The sequence below is a fragment of the Paenibacillus sp. FSL H3-0302 genome (assembly GCF_037982245.1).
GTDB classification, from domain to species: Bacteria; Bacillota; Bacilli; order Paenibacillales; family Paenibacillaceae; genus Paenibacillus_AQ; species Paenibacillus_AQ odorifer.
On the sequence record NZ_CP150284.1, the window covers coordinates 4,022,732 to 4,047,098 of the forward strand.

A 24,367-nucleotide genomic window follows, 5' to 3' on the forward strand; every position below is an offset into this window, starting at 1 on the left:
GTAACCTTAGAATCGGTTCACTATTTTGCTGTTGACTTTGACCTTAGGGTAAGGTGTTAAGTAGAGCTAGAACCAAACATCGATGTTTTGGCTTGGAAGCTTAATTAAAACGAAAAAAGGAGATGACTTTTTGCTGTCAATTGGAGAATTCTCGAAGATATGCGAAGTTTCTACGAAGACGCTTCGATATTATGATGAGATCGGATTAATTCATCCCGATGAGATTAACCCTGAGAACGGTTATAGGTATTACTCCATTAAACAACTTAAAAAAATGCTTTTTATCAATCGTCTGAAAGGTTATTGTTTCTCGCTGGAAGAAATCAAAGACATTTTACAAGGGGAACAGAATCATTCAGAAGAGAAGCTCTACTCAGCCCTTAATCTCAAGAAAAAAGAAATACAGGAGAAAATAAGCGCTTATGAATACACCTTACAACAAATCAATAGTGATGTTTTAAATTTGGAGAAAGGTATTCCCATGATGTCCTACCTGAATGAGATAAAAGTAGAGCTTGTTGAAACTCAGCCTATGAATATTCTTTTTACGCGTCAGATGTTGAGCAGTGATGACTATGCGTTAGGTTATGGACATTATTTTAGCAGGCTATATGAAAAAATCGCCACGGAAAAACTCACTTTGCTCGGTACGCCAATAACGATATATCACAGCCATGAATATAATCCAGCCGGAAATGATACAGAGTTTGCCCTCCCTATAAAAGAGAGTGTAAAAGGTACAAGAGATTTGCCTGATGCTCTTTGTGCGAGATCTGTTCTTAAAGGCGCCTATTCAGAATTGACCTCGGTCTATGCTCAGCTGAGAGAATGGATAGAAAATGAAGGTTATGAATGGGTGAAATCACCTTATGAAATCTACTTAACGGACCCGACACAGGTTGCTGTGCCTGAGGATCTGGTTACCGAGGTCTATTTTCCAGTAAAGAAAAAAAATTCATAAAGGAGTAACTTTCATGCTCAAAAACAATTATCCAACTTCAGATTGGCAAATCTCAGCCCCCGCAAACTTAGGAATGGATGCTAATATGCTTTCAGAGCTAGAATCAAGGATCAAATCCGAGTATAGCAATATCAACGGGATTGTTGTGGTAAGAAATGGAACTATTGCTTATGAAAAATATTATAATGGCGCTAGCCCGAATGACACACATCATGTGGCCTCTGTAACAAAAAGTATCATATCCGCGCTCATAGGCATTGCCATAGAGGCTGGCTGTATTAACAATGCAGATCAAAAGGTACTGGAGTTTTTCCCGGACTATGTTCCAAACGCTGCTCAAGATCCGCAAAAACAAGAAATCACCTTACGCCATCTCCTGACGATGACCGCACCTTATGCTTTTGCAGATTGGCACGAACCGCTGGAGCAAATGTGTATGCAGCCTGACTGGGTAAAATATACGCTGGATATGCTAGGCCAACAAGGAACAATTGGGGATTACAAATATTCTACCGCTGGAGCACATCTGCTTTCTGCCATCATCACGCGCAGCACTGGACAAAGTGCCCGTGAGTTTGCCAACGAACGTTTATTTAAACCTATCGGAATGAATGAAATCCCGGATTATGAGATGAGCTCATTTGGGTTCGATGATTTGTTTGGGGTTAAGGTGAAGGGGTGGGTGGAAGACCCCAATCGTATCACCACAGGAGGTTGGGGACTTACGTTGTCTCCACGCGATATGGCGCGTTTTGGTTTATTATATTTGAACCATGGACAATGGGAGAATAATCAGATCATTTCGGAGACATGGATTGAGAAATCAACAGCGATGAACCCTAATCATTACGGTTACTTGTGGTGGCTACGCGAAGAAGACGGGGTTTACACCTACTCAGCGTTAGGTGATGGTGGTAATGTCATTTGCTGCATTCCAGAAAAAAAACTTGTCGTAGCCATCGCCTCAGAATTCACACTTCAGCCTCGTGACCGGTGGCCTCTGATTAAGGATTGTATTATTCCGTCTGTTGTAGAGTAAAGAAGATAGAAAACATGCTGGTTGCCACTACTTTATTAACAACTAGGAGAGCAACCAGCTGTCTACACTCTAAATCATTTTGCTTCAAGGAAAAATAATATCGCCTTCGTTGCTGCTTACATCAAAAAATCCTACTTTGTATTTTATAGCCAACTCCCGCATCGCCATATAAGCTTCCTCAGCTACAGAATAAGCGAAAGCTGCATAGATGACGGATGAGCCAAGTGAGTAGTCAGTCAACCGGTTATCCGTTCCGGCTTCCTCCATCGCCTCAAAAATCTCGTCCTCTACATTCATATTAGGAAATTGCTCAGACAACTCACTATAAAAGCGTTGCAACGCCTCCGATAAAACTGATGGATCATTATAGGCATGGTCTTCCGACCACTGCACTTGCTGCTCATACCACTCCATAAACGCTGCTCTCTCTTGCGGTGCTTTAGACGTCTCGAATGCCATCAAATCATAGCTCATTTAAAATCCTCCTCTAACCCACCCTAATCGTGCATTTTCAGTTCCTATAAATTGTTGGGCTGTTTTGATTATATATTAAAAATCATCAGACCCATACTATAGAATCATGATACTTCCTCACCCGTTAAATATCATGTGAGCTCCGGTGTATCCACAAAAGTAACCACTGGCTCCATTACGCCATGTAGTTCGAATAAGATTAGCTCGTTATCACCTTGACGCAGAAGCGGCGCTGGTAAGTACAGTGTTTTAGTGGGACCTTGCTCCCAGTAGCGCCCTAAATTAAAGCCGTTTATAAAAACCTGACCTTTACTCCATCCATCCAGCTGCAAAAAAGTATCCTCAGGCTTACTGACTTGAAAGCTCCCCCGGTAAAAAGTGGGCTGCTGACGTTGCTCGCAATCTATCGGTGTGAATGATAATCCCTTAAGATGGGTTAAAGGCAAAGAACGAATCGTCCAATCATGCAGGAATTGATAGCCGAGTCTAACGCCACAGGTTATGCCTTTTGGATCACGAAGCAGCGGGCCATAATTTACACGCCCCATATTCTCCACAAGGATGTCGATCTGCAGTCCCTCCGTTGGAACCTCTAATGGAATTCCTCGCGGATCCCAGCGTTCAACTGTACCGACAAAGGCCCCATTCGCGAATACAAGCGCACGATCACGTACTTCTTGAAGGAAGAGCTCCGTACTGCTGCGGGGTCCACTGATCTTCGTCGAATACAAAATGAACCCATAATTCTGATTCAGTTTCTCCATTGGCTCGGGACATGCTCTATGTACTGGGTGAGACAAAACGTCTAACTGAGTGAACAGTGGTGCTGCTTCTGTCATCAACACTTTACCATAAGCTTGTGACTTTATTAACGGCGGTAATTCCAGGGGCGGCAACGTTACGTATTTCTCAATTATTGTTCGAGCTGCATAGAATTTTGCAGTTGGCTTGCCGGATTCGTCCAGCAGCGTATCATAATCGTAGCTGGTTACGATGGGCTCATATTTGTCAAAAAGATTTGCCCCATTCATAAATCCAAAATTCGTCCCCCCATGGAACATATAGAAGTTAACAGAGGCTCCTAAAGCCAGCATTTCATCCAAAGTCTCCGCTACTTCAGATTCGGGGCGTGTATTATGCGGTTTCATCCAGTGGTCAAACCATCCATTCCAGAATTCCATACACATCAACGGTCCCGTAGGCTGATATTCACGTAGTTTAGCAAAGGCTTCCTTTGCCCGTGAACCGAAATTCACGGTGGCGAACACTCCGTCAATCATACCCCCTTGGAGCATATGATCTTCAGCTCCATCTGAAGTAAACAGCAGAACGTCCATGCCGCGGGCGATCATTCCTGCTTTTAGATCATTCAGGTAAGTCTTATCACTACCAAAGCTTCCATATTCGTTCTCTACCTGAAGAGCAAGCACAGGCCCACCGTTAGTGCTTAACAAAGGCCGCAGACGTGGAAGCAACTCATCGAAATAGGCATCCAACTTAGATAAATAGACGTTATCATTACAACGCAGCTGTATGTTATTGTCCGCAAGTAACCAAGCTGGCAATCCACCGAATTCCCATTCCGCACAAATATAAGGACTTGGCCGCAAAATCACGTGCAAACCAAGCTCTCCAGCAAGTCTAACGAAAGCCTCGATGTCAGCAAATCCAGCAAAATTGAAGCTCCCCTCTTCTGGTTCGTGTAAATTCCAAGGAATATAGGTTTCAACAGTATTCAATCCACAAGCCTTCAGCTTCAGCAAACGATCCTGCCAATATTCCGGAACGATCCGGAAATAATGAAGCGCACCAGAAAGCAACCGGATGGGTTGTTCGTCTAATGTAAAATGATCCCCTGATATGGATAACTTCCGCATATAATTTCTCCTCCAACATTGAGATAGACTATTTAATTATAGGTAATAAAAATATCAACCCATATGGACGATTCTAATGAAATATATGGAGAATTCATTGGTTGTTAGAGGCTTTTGTGATGCTATACACTATATTCATAGGGGGTTGTTACGGATGTCAAAAAGAACTCATATTTGGTTAATTACCACAGATCAAATGCGTGCGGACGCACTAGGTATCGAAAACGCTTCCGTACTGACACCTGAGCTTGACAAGCTTGCTTCGGAAGGCACACTCTTCACTGGTGCTTACTGCGCTAGTCCTGTTTGCACGCCTTCACGTTCTTCCATTTTTACAGGCAGGTATCCGCATGTTCACGGTGCCTGGAACATCGGTACCACACTCAGAGAAGACGAACTTACCTTATGCGATCATTTAAAGAAAGCGGATTATAAAACCATCGGTATAGGAAAGATGCATTTCCGCCCTCAGATGAAGGGGGACTTTTCACAAGAATATGAAGAGCCTGCTTATCGTGACCGCGGAAGAGCTTCCGATGGAACGTACTACGGATTTGATGAACATCATATTACGGAAGATAATTGTATCGGGGAATATATGGAGTGGCTTAGAGAGCGCAACCCTGAAGCGGCAGAACGTTTCAGCAAGGACCGTTACAGAGCTTCTAATGCTCAAAACGATGTGTGGGAGAGCGAAATCCCTCCAGAGCTACACCAGTCATACTGGATTGCTGAACGGAGTATCGATGTGATCCTCGCCCACAAAACCGAACAACCGCTATTTTTATGGACCAGTTTCGTCGATCCACATCACCCTTTTGACCCTCCAAAAGCTTACGCGGATATGTACGCTGACACTGACATTCCATCCCCAGCCAGCGAAGCAGACGACGTGCATCTTCGTCCTCCACATCTGCTGCGTCAGAGTCAGGGAGGATATTGGCCTGGTGGCGGTGAGGAGCATTCTCTTAATGAAGCGCATATGAAACGGCTCACCCGAAATTATTATGCGATGATTACCTTCATTGACGAGCAGATCGGACGTATTATAAAAGCTTGGCGTCAAAAAGATATGTACGATGATGTAGTCATCCTCTTCACCAGCGACCACGGAGAACTGCTCGGTGACCATGGGCTGATTTACAAAGGGCCGTGGTTTTATGAAGGGTTAACACGAATCCCGATGATCGTACGCGGTCCTGGGATTGCTTCCGGGCAACGGGTCCCTGCTTTGATGGAACATGTTGATATTGTCCCCACACTGCTTGCAGCCGCAGGTCTCAAAACTTCCTACGGAATTCAAGGTGTGTCACAGATGGAGGTGCTGGCTGGAAGAGAGTCCCATGTGCGTAATTCTGCCCTAACTGCTTATATTGCTCATGATCGCGGCATTAACGCTAAGTGTTTGCGTACAACACGCTATAAGCTGGTAATCTTCGCAGGTGAGACCTACGGTGAATTGTATGATTTGAAAGAGGATCCTCATGAGAACTCCAATCGTTTTGAAGATCCCGATTATAGTGATATTCGCCATTCGATGGTTGAATTGCTCGTCCATCGAATGATTCAAGATCAGGACCCTTTGCCTGAACGCCGGAGTAGCTGGTAAATTCACTAACCTTTCTTTCTATCCTTAACAGACTTAGGGCAACCTGAAAGTTCAGGTTGCCCTAAGTTATGATTATTCCCCCAATTGGGATGCCTTTAGAATATGAGAAATTGGGCGTCCGGCAATCCATTCGCCGTTGTTTACAAACCCTTCCTCTCGTCCCTCCAGCTCGTGAATAAGACGCTCTCTCCATTCTTTTATGCGCTCGAATTTATCAATACAGCCTATCGCATTAATCTTCTCTGAGGGGTCTGCCGCTAAATCAAAATACTGCTCTTCCCCTGTCTGAGAATACCAAATAAATTTCTCTCTTCCATCCGTTAAGAAGTGGTGGGACTTTTCTCCATAGGCTTGTTCCCCATGAATATAAGATCGCCACAATGTCTGATCTCCCCTGCACAGCGGCAACACACTTTGCCCTTCTACTGTAAATGGTATTTGGACGCCAGCAGCTTCAAGAAATGTGGGCATAATATCGCGAAGCTCTACAATGGAATCAAGCCGGGAGCCGGCAAGAAGTGCAAGCGTTTCTCCCGGATCAAACACTATGAAAGGAATCTTAGCACTTCCTTCATAAGGAAGAGATTTCCGGAAGTAATGGTGATCCCCCATCATTTCACCATGATCAGAAGTAAATAGAATCAAAGTTTCATTTAAAACACCATACTCCTGCAGCCCATTGATCAACCTCCCAATTTGGTCGTCAAGATGCGTAATTAGCGCGTAATACGCGGCACGGGCACGATCCAATCTGCGCTTTGGCAAATTAGTGAACGAAGAAGTTGGATCCTTAGCTGCGTTTAAGGCAGCACTCTCGTCCACCCAATCTCCGATTGGAGGATCAGGAAATTCCAAGTCCTTGTACATATCTAGATAACATTGTGGCGGATCCAAGGGGGAATGGGGGCGAACGAAGGAAGACCATAGGAAAAATGGTTTCCCAGGATCTCTTCTTCGCAAAAAGTCTAGCGACTCGGTTACGCACCAATTCGTTGGATGCATCGCTTCCGGCAAGTGCCAGGGGCGGGCAACCGTTGAGGCGTTGCAATCGAGGCCTAAGTCAGTGATATCCGAATTGGTATCAGTTTGTCTTCGCAGCCACTGCAAATAATCGTCCACTTGATCATAGTGTTCATCATGGAACGTTTGGTTCTTATCCCGATTGTAGTGAAGATATCCATCATGAAGCACCACATTATGGAATCCACATAGATTACGTGCAGGATACACATGCATCTTACCAACACACTGCGTATGATAACCAGCTTGAGCAAGCTCTCCGGCAATCGTATGGGCGTAATTCCATTCAACCTTATCCTGATAACCAACCCGGCCATGTGATCTTTGCCCCATTCCTGTCATGATAGCAGCCCTGGCGGGAATACAACTGGGGGTAGCCGAATACGCGTGCTCAAATAAGATCCCCCTTGATGCCAGAGCGTCCAGGTTGGGTGTCTCAACGACAGGATGTCCCATAATGCTCAGACAATCAAAACGCATCTGATCTACGGTGATAAGCAGAAGGTTAGGCTGCTTTGTGCCCTTTTGATTGTCCAGATTAGTATCAATCATAACCTCACCCCCTTCTTAAATCCCAGCGATCACGGACGGTGTTGCAATCGTGTGCCATAAATTCGCACTTATCGCCCTGGGGTCGCCCTCGTCAACAAGGCCGTCGAATGTCAGAAGCTCCTCTTCTAATTCAGCAATCTGTTCCACGTTCCCTTCGACATAACGATTGATTCGATGAATCGCCGTTCTGATTCTCTGAAGCAATCCTCCCATACGAAGATCAAAGACATCAAGACCAAACACCTTATTTTCCTGCTCCCATTGCACTCGATAATCGTCCATGAATTGTCTGGCCAAATCAGATAATTGTGGCAAAGTCACCTTGGCAAAGTGAGCCAATTCCTCTAAATCTCCACGATGATAAGCTTCGCGTATAGAAATCCCGATTTCGCTCTTTATTTCGAGCAAGCGACACAAGCTGGCTTGTACAGAGAATAAGGATTGCCAAGGCGAATTGCGAGTGATCGCCTGTTCGAGCTTTTCTGCACTTTGCTGATAATGCTTCGAATACGCACTAGGAATAACATGTCGATCGAACAAACCACATAAAATATCTTGATAAAGCAAGTATTTAGCCGGATTGATAGAACATCCCCCCGGTGCCGAATTACCCGGAACCAAGTTGGCCGCATCGAGTGCCATAAAGTCATCATAATTGCCTTGCACGCAGCTACTGAATCTTTCTTTGACATGGTTCTCCACGAAACATCTCGTGTAGCAGAGCTCCGCCCAAAGTTGAAGGGTAGGAAGAACCGAGAAAACGGAAGCTTCAGCGCCATTATCTCCCCATGCGGTAATCAACACTTCTTGAATTCCATACTTAACACAGCTATCATGAGCCAGCAGACTGACATGGCGACTGAATTCATTGTTTGGAGCGAAGCCCATCCATTTCCAAGCACCACCTGCAAATCCAATATGATCATTCAACTGCTTATGTTTGCTTAACATCCCGTCATATTTCTCCTGCGTTTCCGAATAATAATCCCAGTAGATCAAGGTAACATCTTCAGGAATCAGCTTTACAATATCAGGGCTAATTGGACTTTCAGCATCGTAATATTCTCCGGAACTGGCCAGACGGAAAAACATGTCGCTCCACATCATAGTCTGGAAACCATATTTTCTGGCGATCTCTATAACAGTGCTAAAGTGTTTTAACATTAATGAGGTTCGATCCTGATACCCATGCTTATCCAGGTATTTACCAAGTCCCATCATATGAGCTTCGTCCATCCCGATATTTATGCGGCGACTGCTTACATGAGCCGACATAAAAGCAAACATTCGATCAATTAACTCATAAGTTCTGGGATCATCAATAAGGAGAATATCCTGGAAATCCACAAGCGGTGCATGTGCCTGCCATTTCAACGCTTGGCCGAGATGGGCCAGGGTCTGAATACAAGGAACCAGTTCTATGCCAAATAACGCGGCATACTGATCCAGCTCCCGAATTTGATCTCCTGTATATCGGCCTCGCAAATAGCCGAAATAAGGGTATCCCTCCAGTTCGTAGGTGTCTTCTGTATACAACTGAACCGTTGAATATCCCATAAGCGCTAAACGCCGGATCAATTCCTTATATCCTTCATAGTTAAGAACCGCATTTCGCGAACAGTCTACCATGAAGCCTAACTGTTCATAAACCGGCCGTTCATTAATTTCAACTCGTTCTCCACGGCGTACGTTCTCAAGAAATCGGCTGAGTGCCCGGAACAATTGATGTTCCTGTTCATACGCAATGGTGACCTGAGCCTCATCGTAAGATATTTGAATGCCCTTCCCTTGCTTCTTACAAATCACTGGTATCCCTGAGCGTTCCATTCGAATACTCAATATTCCCGCTACTTCTGAAACAGCTGCTAACTGTTTCTCGGTTAACCCTGTCAAGTGAATGCTAAGGTTCATAGACTTTACCCTCCCAATCTTATAAGTATGCGGTCTGTAGCGCCGCATAGTCTAAGCCATACTTCAAATAATTAAACGGAAGATCCGGGCTACTAGCGCCCGGATCTTCTCTATTCATCCATTATTCAATACCTTGTTCCTTGGCCTTCTCATTTACTTCCTCTATCATTTTATCAAGACCTTTAGCCTTATAATCGTTCACAATGCTATTCCAGTAACTCTCAACGGGTTCTTTGGAAAGCATGATCTTAAGCAAATCATCATGGTCAAGCACAGTAAATTTATCCTTTGTTGGGGTGGACATATAAGTTAACCGAATGTCGTATTCTGGCACCTTTGTATTGTTCTGAATCCAGTCGATGTAATCGACAGCTTCTTTGCGGATTCCTTCGTTAGCAATCGTCGGGTTATCCATGTTATAGCTATCTGAAGTTTCATAAGCCACCAAATTCTTCAGAAATCTGCTAGCTGGATACTTCTCATTTAATGAACCCTTTTCAATGACAACCTTCTGCCCATTTTCGAGCTTATAATCTACACCTTCGATGCCATAAGTCAACAGATCCTTGCCTTCAGGAGACAACACATAATCATAGAGTGCCATGATGCGATCCATCTTTTTATCGTCAATCTTATTGCTGAAATAGCTTTCTGACCAGTATGTTTTAAAGATGGCATGTGAACGTTCACCATCAGGACCGATAAGCGGCTTGAGCGCCTTCACGCTCTCCGTCATATCCTTATCCGGATAAGCTGTTTTCCAGCGTTTTTCATACATATCGCTATTTAAATTTATGAAACCTCCACCGCTTAGAAGAGCAGCTGCTTTGCCTGCTACGAAATTGTCATAGGACTCTGCTGGTTTGACGAGCGCGATGTCTGGATCGATCAATCCTTTTTCGTACATATTCTTCATGTTTTGCAGCGCTGGCAGCGCATTTTTAGAGAATACAGCAGGGATAAACTTTCCATCCTCTTTGATCCATTTAAAATCACTGCCGCTTCCATCACTAGTAGCAACCGGGTTGCCATACAACCAGAAGAATCCGCCCAGCATCTTGGTAGTTGTCGTCGTAAGACCAGTAACATGCTTGCCTTCCGGATCCGACTTTACGATTGCATCAAGCATGGCTTCAAACTCTTCCCATGTCTCTGGCTCTTTGGTGATCCCTGCCTTTTGAGCAAGATCCCAACGATAGAAGACCATACGATCCAGTGCGCTCCAATCAACACTCGGGAACATCCGGCGAGGCACAGTATAATACTTTCCATCTACTCCTAATCCTTTAATATCTGGCGATTCGAAGTATTTTGCAAGGTTTGGATACTTTGAAAGATCCGGGAGCGCTTTGACAACGCCTTGATTTACCCATTTGCGCTGATATTGCGTGCCGACGGCGTCGATCGCGAAAATGTCTGGCAATTGGCCGGAAGCGGCCCACATTTGAATCTTCTGGGTATAGTCATCCCAAGACAAATTGACAGGTTTTAGTGTGATGTTGAATTTCTCCAATACTTGTTTAGCGATCGGGTCCTTTTCGATGTTAGCAATCTCGGCATCCGCATCCCAAAACCCAAGAGAAATGGTCATTGGATCCTTGTAAGGATTATCCGTGGAGTTAGAAGAATTCGGAGATGTTTCACCGTTTGAACCAGCCTGCCCTTTGCCGTTATTGCCTCCACCGCAAGCCGTGAGTACTGAAGCCAACAAAGTTATACATAATGCCAATGTCATTATTTTCTTTCTATGCATGCTTGAAACCTCCCTTTATACTATTTTAGGATAGAATCAATCTATTTAAAATCTTTCTTATCCTTTTATTGAACCCACCATAATCCCTTTATTAAAATGCTTCTGCAGGAACGGATAAACAACAATAATCGGAATACTCGAAACTACAATCGCTGCCATTTGAAGTGCAGGTGTGTAGACCTTCCCCGTCTGCTCCTGCTCGGCCATCGTTTGTGCCATTTGGCTTAGCAAGGAATTCGAAGTAATGAGTGTCTCCCGCAGATAAATCTGAAGTGGTGCTTTAGCAGCGTCACTGATAAAAATCAGCGCATACCACCATTCATTCCATCTTTCCACAGCATAGAACAAAGCAAAAGTCGCCATGAATGGAGCAGAGATCGGAATAATGATTTTGAAAAGAATGTACAGATCATTCGCCCCGTCCAGCTTAGCCGATTCTTCCAAGCTTTCTGGAATGGTATTGAAATAGTTTTTCATAATGATTAGATAAAACGTATTGAGACCCGCGGGGATGATCATGACGAGTATATTGTTTACGAATCCTAGATCCTTGACGACTAAGTAAAAAGGAATTAAACCGCCATTGAAAAACATAGTGAACAAGATCAAGCTGAGCATTATGTTTCTGCCGGGCATACCCCGCTTGGATAATGCGTAAGCTCCCGCCACAGAGATTGTCATACTGAACAACACGCCAACCACAGTTACGATGACAGAATTAAAGATGGAAGTCCAAAACTTCATATCCTGAAGCAAAAGCTTGTAAGCGGACAGGTCAAACGAAAGCGGAAAAATATAAAAGTCACTTTTACTAATCGCTTCGAACTTTGCCACAGAGATAATAAGAACATTATAGAAAGGAAAAAATGTTACTATTGCTAGGAGCCCCAGAACCACGAATGCGACGATATCGAAGACACTCCACTTCTTTCTCTTTTTAACCGTTGTGTCGGTCACTTGCTTCTCCCCTTTTCCTGCAGATTAATACAGCCCTTCCTCGCCCATCTTCTTAGCGAACGTATTGGCCGCCCATAAAAGGATTAGGCTGATAATGGACTTGACGACACCCACAGCGGTCATATATCCAAAGTCTCCTCCAATCGTGAAGGAAGTCCGATAAATGTAAGTATCGATCGTGTCGGCAACCGAATATACCGGCGAACTATACAGGTTGAAAATTTGCTCGAAGCTCGAACCTTGGGTTAGTAGTTGTCCAACTTGAAGGATTAACAGAACTGCGACTGTACTCTTCAAACCCGGCCATGCGATGTTTAGCAAACGGCGAAACCGGTTCGCTCCGTCCACTTCAGCCGCTTCAAACAGCTCAGGATTGATCCCTGCCAGAGCCGCCAGGTAAATGATTGAATCCCAACCGATCTCTCGCCACACATGCGTGATATACAGAACGGGTCTGAATGCACTTTCATCGACAAGAGGAGAATTCGGATCTCCACCAAACAGCATGATGATCTGGTTATAAATCCCGTCCTTGCTTAAAATATTGATAATAATCCCCGACAGTACAACCCACGATATAAAATGCGGGAACGTCAGGATCGTCTGAAAAAACCGCTTCATTTTTGTCCTGGAAAACTCATATAAAACTATCGCCAGGATAATGGGCATCGGGAAATGAGTGACCAGCTTCATCAAGCTGATAATGACCGTATTCCAAAACGCCTTGCGAAAATCGGGGTCGGTCAGCAGCGTTTGAAAATTCTCCAACCCAACCCAAGGACTTCCCAGAATCCCCTCACTGTAATTAAATGTTTTGAACGCTAGCGTTACACCGTACATGGGAGCATAGCTGAAGAGGGCATACCAGATTAACACCGGTAGAACCATGAGGTAAAAATACTTGTACTGTAAAATCGTTTTTCCTAAACTTTGCTTTGGAGCACGAGTTTTTAAGTTTCGTTTAGGCGTACGAGCGGTTACAGAATCAGCCAATCTTCTCCCCACCTTTCTGTATGAGTTTGTTATGCTTGTAAGCGATTTATATGGTAAATTATATCGGGAGTGTAAATTCTCTTGTATAGAGAATACAACTCCGATCATGTGGATTTTTCACACCTTTGCGGGAGACCTTCCTGTGGCACGTAATATCGGACATAGTGAGCGTAAGATCGTCCATACCCCCCTTGGTCCACAATCGCTAGGATAAATCTAAGAGCTCTATAAAGAGAGGGGGATTCACTTATGCGTTCAGTAATTATTGCAGATGATGAGAAGTGGATTGTAGAAGGAATTAAAGCTGGAGTGAATTGGAAGAAATACGGCTTTGAAGTGATCGACGATGCCGAAAACGGGCAAGAAGCCCTTCAATTAATTCAATCGCTTCGCCCCACCCTTGTTCTAACAGATATCAAGATGCCTGTTATGAATGGACTAGAGCTCATTCAACGTGGCAAGGCCATCGCGCCGGATACGATCTTTATCGTACTCAGCGGACATGCCGAGTTCGCTTATGCACAAAAAGCAATGAATTATGGTACTTTCGGATATTGTCTCAAACCCTTTGAAATCGAAGAAATTGAAGGAATGCTCAACCGAATAGCCCAGCAACACGATTCCAAGACAGTTAAAGAACAACCTATCCACGACTTCGAACTTTATGAAGCGGTTTGTTCCGGAGATCTTGAACGAATTAACTTATGGTTGGATGAGAAGAAAATACCCTTGTCGAAAGATACCCCTCATATCCCCATTGTTATCCAAGGGTTAAGTTCACCTGTAGATGTCAGGCAGTTCTCTTCCCTGGTCTTCCCAATGAGCCGCCGTCGGTATGGTTACTTATTGGAAGAGTGCCAATACGAAGTCTTCCTCCAGGGTCTTGAACAAACAGAAGTTGTACAAGAGTGCGGAGTCGGGATCGGTCCTCCTATTTCGGATATACACCAATTGGATGCGTCTTTAGAGTCCGCCTCTCATGCTGCTTTCAGTATGTTCACAACGGGGATGCCCGGATGTTACCGGGTGAATCCACAACAGGAAATACCGATCGACGAGAAGCTCAAAGAGATTTCCCGGATTCTTCATAATAAAGACCGGCTCGGTTTCATAGCAGCCATGGAATCGATAAAGAAATTATTCAAAGAGGGAACGTTCACCATTAAAGAAGCCTATTTGCTCTATACATCGATCCTCTACTTATTTCCTCGGGAAGGGACTCGGGTTAGCGGCCGTTTTTTTGAAGGATATGAACAGCTCTATTATCGGTACGGCACGGCTGAAGCTATGATCGATGATCTGATTCTTATGACACTTGATATTTTTATGAACAGAAACGAAACTGATATTTCACGAATCTCAAACCACAAAGTCAAAGAAATCATGTTATACATCCGCAACCATTTCAATCAAGAAATTTCGATCCAGCAATTAGCCAATCAGTTTTTTTTAAGCCCAAATTACTTATGCCAATTATTCAAAAAAGAGGTCGGCGAGACCATCATCGAACATATCAGTCGTTTACGAATTGAATACGCTTGTAAAACGCTGATCGAAACCAACCTTTCCATTTACCAAATCGGTGAGAAATGCGGTTTTCAGGATTATTTCTATTTCACACGAATTTTTAAGCGGCATCTCAAAATGACACCTACACAATATAGGGAACAAAACAATGAAAACATTTAAGAGACTATCCATCCGTACTCAGGTTTTGCTATTCGGGTTATTTATTGTTGCCATTATCCCAATCATCGTTTCACGAGTCTACCAACTATCAAGCGAGACTATCATTAATCAAAATACGCAATACAATACGGAGCTGGTCTCCCTCCTCAAGCAACGGATTTCTGACAACTATGCCAACGTTTCTTCCATGATGATGAATGTGGGTTACGATTCGACCGTCCAAAAGTTCCTAGTCGAGAATGATAAGCTTCGAGTCTACGATCTATCCCAGAAAGTTGAAGGATTGTTGAGCATCGCCCGAAATATGAACACGGATATCTTAGATATTATTGTTATCGGTAGCTCAAACACACGTATTTCCTTAGCAGGAAGAACAAAATATGCTATCGATCTTATGAAAACAGCTGAGGAGGATGGAATCGTTCATTATCGCGGATACAGTCCTCCAGACAAAGTCATCGACAAGAGAAAACTGCTTTTCGGGATGAACATCTTCGCTTCAGGTGACACGTCCCTATATGGTGAAAAAATTGGCTATCTCGCAGTTATTGTAGATATGAAAGCCATTCAAACTGAAATTTCTGAGTATCCCCGATTGGTCGGAACCAGCTTTTTTATGATGGATGATAAAGGCATGATCTACTCTAATAGCAATGAGCCGGAGGATATGCTCCAGCAGTTTCAAACTCGGGCAACTGGAAGGGATGGAGAGTCCATCGTCGAGACGGTTCATGGAAAGAAATATGCAATTCAGTCCTTTAGCTTACCGGAGATCTCTGGAAAAATCATAACTGCTGTTCCTGTCCATAATTTAATGAAAGAACTGGAGAAATTGAAGAAAGTCAGCTACGCTCTTCTAGCCTTAATCTTGCTGGTCGTCTCTATTCCCTATTCTGTACTTATGATGAATCTCTTAAGACCGTTGTCTAGGCTTATGCGCTATATGAATCAATTAAAGGGTGGAAGTCTGGGGATATTGAACAACAAGGTCGATTTAAAGGGCTATGCTGAGATTGAAATCATCTCTCGACAGTTCAACGATATGACCACACGGATCCACGATTTGACGGACCAATTAATCGATGCTTCAACTCAACTTTATCTGACCGATCTGGAAAAGCAGCGGGCGGAATATTCGTATTTACAAAGTCAAATTAATCCGCATTTCTTAAGCAATACTTTAGATACAATCAAGGGCGTTGCGATCGTAAAAGGAAATCGGGATATCTTCGAGATGACTACCGCCTTAAGCACAATGCTCAAGTACAGCATCAAAGGCAAAGAGGAGGTAACTCTTGGAGAAGAGCTGAAAATCGCGGAATCTTGTGTGAGGATTTACCAAGGCCGTTTCCCGGACAAATTTACTTACAAGCTGTTGTGTCCACAGGAATGGTTACACATTCCCGTGCCTAAAATGATCCTTCAACCTATTGTTGAAAATGCGCTTGGTCATGGGCTTGAGGCACAAGGACAAGGAATTCTGCTGATCTCCGTAGAGAAAAACGAAGCGGGGCTGCTTGAAATCGTGGTTGAAGATAATGGTGTAGGTATCGATACAACAAGACTGGAACAACTTACGGAGTTGCTGGCTGGTAAGAATATAGAATCAGGAGATCATATCGGTCTCCTAAATGTCAATAATCGTCTAAATCTTAAGTATGGCGATCCTTGCGGCGTTCTGCTGTACAGTAAGGAGGGTAGCGGGACGAAGACCGTTTTGAGGCTTCCCGGATCTTTAATAGATCCACAAAAAGCGAGAACATAAATAGGGAGGTTGCCCATTCAGGGCAACCTCCCTTTCATATGTCTTTCATTCACCGCATTTATTAGGATATTATTAAGCATCCTATAAGGATGAGCTCAGATACTCTTTGGCATGGTAGGGTCCACCTTCCATAAGTACCGTCCATAATGGATCGATATCACAATCCATGGAGCCCATCATATGATCATGCCATTCATTCAACAGATAGACAGCCTCCATACAAACGTCTTTACGTACTTCGGCAAGATTATGTTGTTCATAAGGATCATGCTTCAAATCAAACAGCATTTCTTGCGGGAATCCATGGTGTCCGTCATGATAGGTACGTATATATAACCAATCCGCAAACCGGACGCTGCGTTGACACACATGCGCGCATTGTGAGATTACGAGATACTCACGCCCTCCCAAATTCCCCTCCAAAATAGCACCTGCATAACTTTCACCATCCCAAGAAGCAGCCGCTTTCAAATTCAAAAGGCTCGCTAATGTAGGTCCTAGATCAAGGTGATAATGTAGCCCCTCCTCCACGATTCCCTTCTTGCCCCCTGGCCAGCGAACAATCATCGGAATACGGCAAGTCGCCTCGTCTGCTGTGCCATGTTCGGAGTAAATTCCTAGTTCACCCAGACTCTCTCCATGATCCGCAGAGATCAAGATAGCCGTATCTTCCATCACGCCAAGTTCTCTCAGCTTAGAAAAAACTTTCCCGAGATGCTCGTCCAGATACTTAACTCCAGCATCATAGTTGTCAAAGATAACACGCAGGTCATCACGGTTCTCTATCTCCTGCTGATGTCTGAAATGCTGCTGATAATGCGATTTCGCGAGCGCATTCATATCTTCAATACTATGCTGCCCCTTCTTATTTCGGTGAAGCTCAAACACTTCTTCCGTGATCCAATCGGGTAAAGGCTCCTTCTCGAACGGATTACCGTAGCTCTCGGGTGTACGATAAGGTGTATGCGGATCCCAGAAATTCAGGTGCAGAAACCAATTTTCGGACTCCCCGTTATCCTCAATCCATTTAAGTGCCACTGGAAGCACCTGCTCTGCCGTCTCATGCCCTCTGCCACCAACATTAAACACTTCTTGGAACCCGGCGTTAAAGGTCCACGCCGAGTGTCGTTCGGAGAAGGTGCTGATCGATGCGGTTTTCATCGCCGCTTGCCTTAATATAGCCGGAAGGCTCTCCATCCCCAGACGGTCATTGAATTCACGTTTGGCTCCTTCTCTACGCATATCAGCTGCGGTTCCGCCATGCCCTACAATCCCATTATGAATGCCAAATCGCCCCGACATTAAAGCGGAACGAGACGGCAGACAAGGAGCATCTGAACAATAGTAGTTGGTAAAGGTGACACCTTCTTTAGCGATTGAATCGATATTCGGGGAGGTATTCCGATGATAGCCATAACATCCCAGATGGTCCGGGCGAAGCGAATCCAAATCCAAATACAAGATTCTCATGAGTTATTCCCTGCCTTTCCTTTTCATCGAAATGGTTACGCTCGATTCGGGCAGCTTAGAATGATCTGCTCATGCTTATAAGAGTAAATGAATATGGAAAACTCCGCTATGGAGTAGCGATGTTTGTTTTTGTAAATTCGATACTTTTCCGGTACTCTGCCGGCCCCTTGCTGTATTCACCACGAAATACCTTGCTGAAGTGTGAAGCATCATAATAACCACATCTCTGGGAGATATGCTCGATTGTATAATCCGTATATTCCAGCATTTGTTTAGCTTGCTGCAGCCGCAATTTTCGCAGCATTTGCATGGGTGTCAGTTTATATATTTTCTGAAATGCCCGGCTAAAATAAACAGGATTCATATGATAGAGCTTGGAAAGCTCCTCTCTACTAATCTCCTGATCAAGCCTCTCCTCCATATATTGCAACGCTTCGTTAAAACGGTCCGTGATAAAGGGATCTCGTGAAGAGCGGCGCCCGCCAAGCTTGGTACTCTCCATAATTTCATAAAGAAGAAAAAATGCCAATGAACCGACCTGAACATTCCTGAAATCATCTTCCTCCTGCAACCACAGGCTCCGCAATTCGTCAAATCTTCGCTCATATTCGCTTCGATCCCGGACCCGAATCACCTTGCCTAAAGGGAATAACTTAAAAAAGTCATCTCCGTCTTTAACTTTAGCGTTAATATTAAACAGATAATGTATCCCATCCGTTTTGGAGATCACATTGAAAGGCTCGTTAGGACGGTGGATCATCACGTCTCCGGCAGAAGCAACATATTCTCCTTCGGAGGATGTCGTCAATACCTCACCTTTTTGGATATAAGAGACGGTATAACAAGACTGGACGTAATCGAACAGGATCCGCTTCTGATATTGAATCTTTAGGACGTCCAGCACGCTGATGTCAAACTGACTATGGATGATAGAGGACAAGGAAGTTCCTCCTTCTTATGTAGTAGTCGTAAAAGTGCTCTAACTTGTATAATCAGCCGCACATCGAAAGCCAATATTTCCGGCAGAGCTGTCTGGAGTATTTTTGCTTCTAGCCGCCACCCGATAACGGTTGCAGTAAGATTTATGGCACAAATACGATCCTCCGCGCATTGATCTTGCGACACCACTTACTGGACCTTTCGGATTCACGGCTTCGGAAGATAAATGATAATCCTTAGTAAACCAATCCGCGCACCATTCCCACACGTTTCCTGACATATTATAAAGACCATAGCCGTTAGGCAGATAGGACCTTACAGGTGCGGTACCTGCAAAACCATCGCTGGCATGATTTTTATCGGGAAACTTTCCCTGCCATATATTACAACGATGTTCTCCGTCTGGTTTTAATTCGTCCCCCCAAGGATACCGTTTCTGAACCAGTCCTCCTCGTGCGGCATACTCCCACTCCGCTTCCGTAGGCAGACGTTTACCAGCCCAACGACAATATGCATCCGCATCATGCCATGATAGGTGGATAGCCGGGTGATCAAGTCGTTCATCTACATGGGAATCCGGACCTTCAGGATGACACCAATCCGCTCCCTCCACCACCCACCACCAAGGGGTTTGTGTGGCTACTTGGGTCACCTTTTTCCCAGTCTCCATGGAAACAAAAGAATGAAACACGTAAGACCATCCAAAACGTTCCGCATCTGTAGCATAGTTTGTTTCCTTGATAAAAGCAGCAAACTGCTTGTTCGTAACCGCCGTTGCATCCATCAAAAAGGAAGATAAGGTAACCTTCCTAGTCGGCCCTTCTCCATCTGCGGGGAACCCTTCCTTATCATCCGTCCCCATAAGAAAAGTGCCTCCAGGGATAAGGATCATGTCCGAGAAATCTTTCACCCCTGTTACTCCTTGAACCGTTGTGTTCTCCTTACAAACATCAATAGATTCTTGTTTCGCGACTTGATTTCGACTAGCTGAACAACAAGCCCGTATATTCTCTGACATGATTTACCTCCAATCTGGGATCGTCCCGGCTCTGTCTAAAAAAAAGCTACCCCAAGAATGCCAGAAGCAACGATAATGGTGAGCGGATGCAGCTTATATTTCATTAAACCATAAAGTGCAGCGAATACAATGATCAACATGCCAAGGGTCTGCCAAGTAATAAAAGCATGTTGCACGCTATTTAAGCCAAAACGAATCGCAGCATAGGCAATCAAGCCTGTAATCACTGGCCGCAAACCATAAAATAACGTTTTAATCCATTGACTGTCCCTCACCCGATAAAAGAAGACGGAAATAACGATGATGATTAAAAATGAGGGCAGAACCATGCCTAATGTTGACACAATCCCTCCTTCGATTCCGGCTATACGATATCCGATCAAGGTTGCACTGTTCGTTGCAACAGGCCCGGGTGACATCCCTGCGATGGAAACTACCTCTTGGAATTCCCCTTCGGATAACCAACCCCCAGCCATGGCTTCATGCTGAATCATCGGAATGATGGCGTACCCTCCTCCAAACGAGAGAAGGCCAATTTTTATAAAAGTGAAAAACAAACTCCAAATCACATCGCTTCCCCCTAGATGTAATACTCCGGATAATTCGATTCTTCATCAGAAGCTTTCAAGGACTCCTTCTCCGTTCGAACTTGGAGCCCTAAGAGCTGTTTAATTTGCAGATATACAAACCCAATACATAAACCAATTGCAATCACGTAAATGGGATTAATTCCGAAAACCAGTAAAACAACCGGTATAACTAACGCCGTAACAGCGGTAGTCTTGTCAATTATAGCGTTCTTGGCCATTCGATATGCAGCTACTAGGATCAAGGCAATAACAGCACCATTTATCCCTTTCATAGCGGCAATGACTTTTGGCTGGTCTGCCAGTTGGGAGTATACGGCGCTAAGCAAACAAACAATGATAAAGGTCGGAATCGTTATCCCTGCGATTGCAGCAATCGCACCCTTCACACCAGCAAGACGATAACCAATGAATGCTGCTGCATTTACACCTACACCCCCAGGTGCAGCACCAGCTAAAGATAGAATTTCATCCATCTCCTCTTCACCCAGCCATTTTCGTTTAGCGGAAATTTCCCGTTCGATCATAGGGATCATCGCATAACCTCCCCCGAAGGTTACAGGACCAATTCGAACAAATACCCAAAACAACTGAAACAATAGACTTATCCTCAGGTCTGTATTCGGTATCATATTTGTTTTCATAGTTGTTCTCATGGAATCCACCCTTATATAATCTGTCGTAATTTCATTATATCACTTTTTCCCAAAATGGAATTAAGTTTTTTGAACGGTAAAATACAACCAAGGGTTTATGAGTTATACTATATTCATGTTAATAAATACAAACTATATAAAAAACGATCTTACAAGTTCATCCTATATATAGCTTGGAGGTATATCGTGGAAAAGCGCTCGACACATATTCCATCACCAAAAAAACTCCTATACGACCGAATCGCCGAACAAGGCACTGTTTCCAAGTTGGATCTTTTACAGACATTTTCGCTTACCAAAAGCACAATGACCCGGATATTAGATGAGATGACGGAAGAAGGCTTGCTGATAGAAAGCGGATTTGGAGAATCTAGCGGAGGCAGAAGACCTATTTTATACCAGATCAATCCTTCCTACGGTTATATAATCGGTTTAGAGATTTCCAGGGTGTATTCTTCCCTTGGTTTATTTGATATGCAAATGAACCCAAAATCAATTGTTCACTGGCGAATGGATCAGGCATTCACACCTGAAAGATTTATAGATCATATCAGTAATCAAATACGTGCTTTCCTTAGGGACCATCAGTTAGTGGACAGTCAAATCATAGGGATAGGAATAGGGGCAGTGGGGCCGCTTGATCGGGAACATGGCTTGATCCTAAAACCGCTGCACTTCCCTTCTTCAGGCTGGAACAATCTGCCGATTTGCAAACTGGTGGAGGAACGGACGGGGTTCAAGGCATGGTTGGACAACGGTGCCAATTCTGCACTGCTTGGGGAACGATGGTCTATCCGTCACGCAAACATCCAGCATATGCTTTATGTACATGCTGGAGCAGGACTCCGCTATGCGATGATGTCGCATGGAAGTATTGTTCATGGCACAATGGATATGGAAGATGCCATTGGTCAAATGATCATCCAGACAGATGGACCCCGATTAAATCATGACGGGAACTACGGGGCTCTGGAAGCATTCGTATCTGTGCAGGCACTAGAACAAAGTGCGCGCTCAGAGGCGAAAATGGACAACGATCTGATCCTCCAAAGATATAAAGTGGCGCCTGAGAAGCTGACTTATGATGTATTGGTACAAGCCTTTAGAGACGGTAATCCACACGCGCGTGAATTATTTACCCAAGCTGCCAGCCACTTCGGGATCGGGCTCGCCAACGTTATCAACCTGTTTCATCCAGAGACCATCATTCTAGGTGGTGCACTCATTCACTCTCACGAGTTGTTTTTCCAAACAGCGGTGGAGGTGGCACAAAGAAACACTTACCGTTATCCTGAATACCAACCTCACTTCTCCCTAGGTATATTAAAAGAAGAAGCTGTGGTGACGGGTGCGGCAATAATGGTGAGAAATCATATGGTTCTATAGTATAACAAAAAGGTTGCTCCCAATCCTTTGCATGAAGTTGAACTGCACCCCGTCAAGTAGACAGCACAAAAAATAAAAGTAGTTTAAGCGGCCTTAGTCCTAAATTCAATGGGACTGAGGCCGTTTAGTTTTGCCTGTAACCGTTCGTTATTGTAAAAGTGAATGTAGGTATCAATATCTGTTTGGAGTTCTTCAAAGGTCTGGTAGGTATGTAAGTAGTACTTCTCACATTTCAATGTTCCCCAGAAGGATTCCATCGGCGAATTGTCAATGCAGCAGCCTACTCGGGACATGCTTTGCTTCAGTTCTGCATCGTCCAGCATCTTTTTAAAATGCAGAGAGGTATACTGAAAACCACGGTCGCTATGGAGTAAGGTTCGGCTCTCCGGTGCTGCCTTCAAAGCTAATTCCAGTGTGTTAAAAACTAGCGAATTATTATTGGAATGACCCAGAACGTAAGCAACAATCGACTTGTCATACAGATCTTTTATTGCACTTAAATACGCCTTCTTGCCGTTTCCGTATTTGAATTCCGTTACATCCGTTACCCATTTTTGGTTTGGAGCTTCAGCCTTAAAATTACGGTTCAGCACATTCTCTGCAACCTGCTGCGGCGTGGAGCCTACATACTTCTTTTTCTTTCTGCGGATGACTGACTGGATGCCTTGGCATCTCATCAGCCGGTACACTCGCTTTGCGTTAATAGATTTATCCATTTGTCTGCGCAAATGCAGGGTCAATTGGCGATACCCAAAGGTTCGTTCCACCTTCTCATACAAGAGGAGCATAGCCTCTGTCAGTTTCTCGTTGTCAGCCTCTCGAGAACTGGGTTTGCGATTCAACCATTTGTAATAACTTGACCGTGAAATCCCTGCGATGTCACACAAAAGCCGAATGGAGCAAGACTGTTCCTGCTGAACGGCCTGAATGGCCAGGTAGATGTTCACCTGGCGAATGGTCCTTAACGCCTCCTCCTTTCGAGTTCCTCTAACTTTTTTAGAAAAGCATTCTCCGCACGCAGGCGTGCATTCTCGTATTCCAGCTTTTGCATCGCGAGTTTGTGGCGATCTGCTTCCGTAAGTTCTTCAGGCGCTTTAGTGCGTCCTCTACCGTCTCGTAACGCCTCTTCACCACCAGCTTCGTACTTCTTTACCCAGCTATATACTTGTTGGTAAGACACGTGAAAATGGCTTGCCGTCTTCGCATAGTCTTCTCTGTTCGAAAGGCAGTACAGCACGATATTTATCCGTTCCTGCCAAGTGGTTACGCGTCCTTTGGTCATAGCTTTAGTTCCTCCTGAATGAGCTGTTAAGCTGTTGCTATGACCATTATACTTCCTAATCCAGTTGGCGAGTTGGGTTGAACTTGCAATCTTATACTTGCAGATGATTTGGTTTTGCGACAATCCTCCCTCGAGATAGTCCTTAACGGCATGGAGTTTAAGTTCTGCAGAATATGTACGATTGTAGCTTCGGACTTCCAGCCCTTCGTATCCATACAATTGATAACGTTGCCGCCACTTCACTAATGAGTTTTTGGATATTCCATACTTCCGGGCCGCAGTTTTCAAACCAATGTCGCCCCGTTCAATTTCTTGGAGAATCGTTAACTTTTCCAGTGCTGTAAACTTCTTTTGTTCCATAAAAATGCTCCCCATACAGCGACAGGTTTTTATTATTTCACCTGTCTACTATATGGGGAGCATATCAAG

19 protein-coding genes are annotated in these 24,367 nt (G+C 44.3%); 6 read left to right on the plus strand and 13 right to left on the minus strand.

What is annotated here, in order from left to right; translation table 11 throughout:
- Window positions 1-130 precede the first annotated feature (130 nt).
- Window positions 131-961 carry a MerR family transcriptional regulator gene (locus tag MHH50_RS17760; protein WP_340033207.1) on the plus strand — a complete coding sequence of 277 codons (831 nt, stop codon included), beginning with the start codon at window positions 131-133 and terminating at the stop codon, window positions 959-961.
- Window positions 962-974: 13 nt separating this feature from the next.
- The gene (locus MHH50_RS17765; RefSeq protein ID WP_340033208.1) at window positions 975-2,000 is read left to right on the plus strand and encodes a serine hydrolase; all 1,026 of its coding nucleotides are present in this window, start codon (window positions 975-977) and stop codon (window positions 1,998-2,000) included.
- 84 nt (window positions 2,001-2,084) lie between these two features.
- Here MHH50_RS17765 and MHH50_RS17770 read toward each other — a convergent pair whose 3' ends face one another.
- Window positions 2,085-2,474, minus strand: a complete 390-nt coding sequence (locus MHH50_RS17770) for a hypothetical protein (RefSeq protein WP_076141900.1) — start codon at window positions 2,472-2,474, stop codon at window positions 2,085-2,087.
- A 131-nt stretch (window positions 2,475-2,605) separates the two neighbouring features.
- On the minus strand, window positions 2,606-4,351 hold the full coding sequence (locus tag MHH50_RS17775; protein ID WP_339243814.1) for a beta-galactosidase family protein: 1,746 nt from the start codon (window positions 4,349-4,351) through the stop codon (window positions 2,606-2,608).
- Window positions 4,352-4,505: 154 nt separating this feature from the next.
- Between MHH50_RS17775 and MHH50_RS17780 the strand changes: the two genes are divergently transcribed.
- On the plus strand, window positions 4,506-5,960 hold the full coding sequence (locus tag MHH50_RS17780; RefSeq protein WP_340033209.1) for a sulfatase-like hydrolase/transferase: 1,455 nt from the start codon (window positions 4,506-4,508) through the stop codon (window positions 5,958-5,960).
- 72 nt (window positions 5,961-6,032) lie between these two features.
- On the opposite strand, the gene MHH50_RS17785 is transcribed toward MHH50_RS17780, so the two are convergent.
- From MHH50_RS17785 to MHH50_RS17805, 5 genes are all read right to left on the minus strand, one after another.
- Window positions 6,033-7,532, minus strand: coding sequence for an arylsulfatase (locus tag MHH50_RS17785; protein WP_076280215.1), 1,500 nt, complete (start codon window positions 7,530-7,532; stop codon window positions 6,033-6,035).
- A gap of 15 nt (window positions 7,533-7,547) precedes the next feature.
- The gene (locus MHH50_RS17790; RefSeq protein WP_340033210.1) at window positions 7,548-9,443 is read right to left on the minus strand and encodes a family 20 glycosylhydrolase; all 1,896 of its coding nucleotides are present in this window, start codon (window positions 9,441-9,443) and stop codon (window positions 7,548-7,550) included.
- A gap of 121 nt (window positions 9,444-9,564) precedes the next feature.
- Entirely contained in the window at window positions 9,565-11,196 is a 1,632-nt protein-coding gene (locus tag MHH50_RS17795) for an extracellular solute-binding protein (protein ID WP_076129725.1), read from the minus strand.
- A gap of 57 nt (window positions 11,197-11,253) precedes the next feature.
- The gene (locus MHH50_RS17800) at window positions 11,254-12,153 is read right to left on the minus strand and encodes a carbohydrate ABC transporter permease (protein ID WP_076129726.1); all 900 of its coding nucleotides are present in this window, start codon (window positions 12,151-12,153) and stop codon (window positions 11,254-11,256) included.
- Between the two features lie 24 nt (window positions 12,154-12,177).
- Window positions 12,178-13,146: an ABC transporter permease subunit gene (locus MHH50_RS17805; RefSeq protein ID WP_076194905.1), complete on the minus strand. Its 969-nt coding sequence runs from the start codon at window positions 13,144-13,146 to the stop codon at window positions 12,178-12,180.
- A 249-nt stretch (window positions 13,147-13,395) separates the two neighbouring features.
- On the opposite strand from MHH50_RS17805, the gene MHH50_RS17810 reads away from it, so the two are divergent.
- Window positions 13,396-14,835: a response regulator gene (locus tag MHH50_RS17810; RefSeq protein ID WP_340033211.1), complete on the plus strand. Its 1,440-nt coding sequence runs from the start codon at window positions 13,396-13,398 to the stop codon at window positions 14,833-14,835.
- A complete protein-coding gene (locus MHH50_RS17815) occupies window positions 14,822-16,600 on the plus strand; it encodes a histidine kinase (RefSeq protein WP_036688197.1) in 1,779 nt (592 codons plus the stop codon). The genes MHH50_RS17810 and MHH50_RS17815 overlap by 14 nt, the downstream gene beginning before the upstream one ends.
- Before the next feature lie 81 nt (window positions 16,601-16,681).
- On the opposite strand, the gene MHH50_RS17820 is transcribed toward MHH50_RS17815, so the two are convergent.
- The 5 genes from MHH50_RS17820 to MHH50_RS17840 all read right to left on the minus strand — a co-directional run bounded on the left by MHH50_RS17820 (window position 16,682) and on the right by MHH50_RS17840 (window position 21,270).
- Window positions 16,682-18,070, minus strand: a complete 1,389-nt coding sequence (locus MHH50_RS17820) for a sulfatase (RefSeq protein ID WP_076129730.1) — start codon at window positions 18,068-18,070, stop codon at window positions 16,682-16,684.
- Window positions 18,071-18,176: 106 nt separating this feature from the next.
- A complete protein-coding gene (locus MHH50_RS17825; protein ID WP_076129731.1) occupies window positions 18,177-19,010 on the minus strand; it encodes an AraC family transcriptional regulator in 834 nt (277 codons plus the stop codon).
- Between the two features lie 39 nt (window positions 19,011-19,049).
- The gene (locus tag MHH50_RS17830; protein ID WP_340033212.1) at window positions 19,050-20,027 is read right to left on the minus strand and encodes a formylglycine-generating enzyme family protein; all 978 of its coding nucleotides are present in this window, start codon (window positions 20,025-20,027) and stop codon (window positions 19,050-19,052) included.
- A 35-nt stretch (window positions 20,028-20,062) separates the two neighbouring features.
- Window positions 20,063-20,596, minus strand: coding sequence for a chromate transporter (locus tag MHH50_RS17835; RefSeq protein ID WP_076214731.1), 534 nt, complete (start codon window positions 20,594-20,596; stop codon window positions 20,063-20,065).
- Window positions 20,597-20,607: 11 nt separating this feature from the next.
- Window positions 20,608-21,270: a chromate transporter gene (locus tag MHH50_RS17840; protein ID WP_254857000.1), complete on the minus strand. Its 663-nt coding sequence runs from the start codon at window positions 21,268-21,270 to the stop codon at window positions 20,608-20,610.
- Window positions 21,271-21,456: 186 nt separating this feature from the next.
- Here MHH50_RS17840 and MHH50_RS17845 point away from each other — a divergent pair, with 186 nt between their 5' ends.
- On the plus strand, window positions 21,457-22,656 hold the full coding sequence (locus MHH50_RS17845; protein ID WP_340033213.1) for an ROK family protein: 1,200 nt from the start codon (window positions 21,457-21,459) through the stop codon (window positions 22,654-22,656).
- 83 nt (window positions 22,657-22,739) lie between these two features.
- Here the strand turns inward: MHH50_RS17845 and MHH50_RS17850 are convergent.
- Window positions 22,740-24,298 (minus strand): IS3 family transposase gene (locus MHH50_RS17850; RefSeq protein ID WP_340033214.1). Its coding sequence is split into 2 segments (ribosomal slippage): window positions 22,740-23,665 and window positions 23,665-24,298, totalling 1,560 coding nucleotides; the frame shifts between segments, so codons are not numbered across the junction.
- Between the last annotated feature and the right edge of the window lie 69 nt (window positions 24,299-24,367).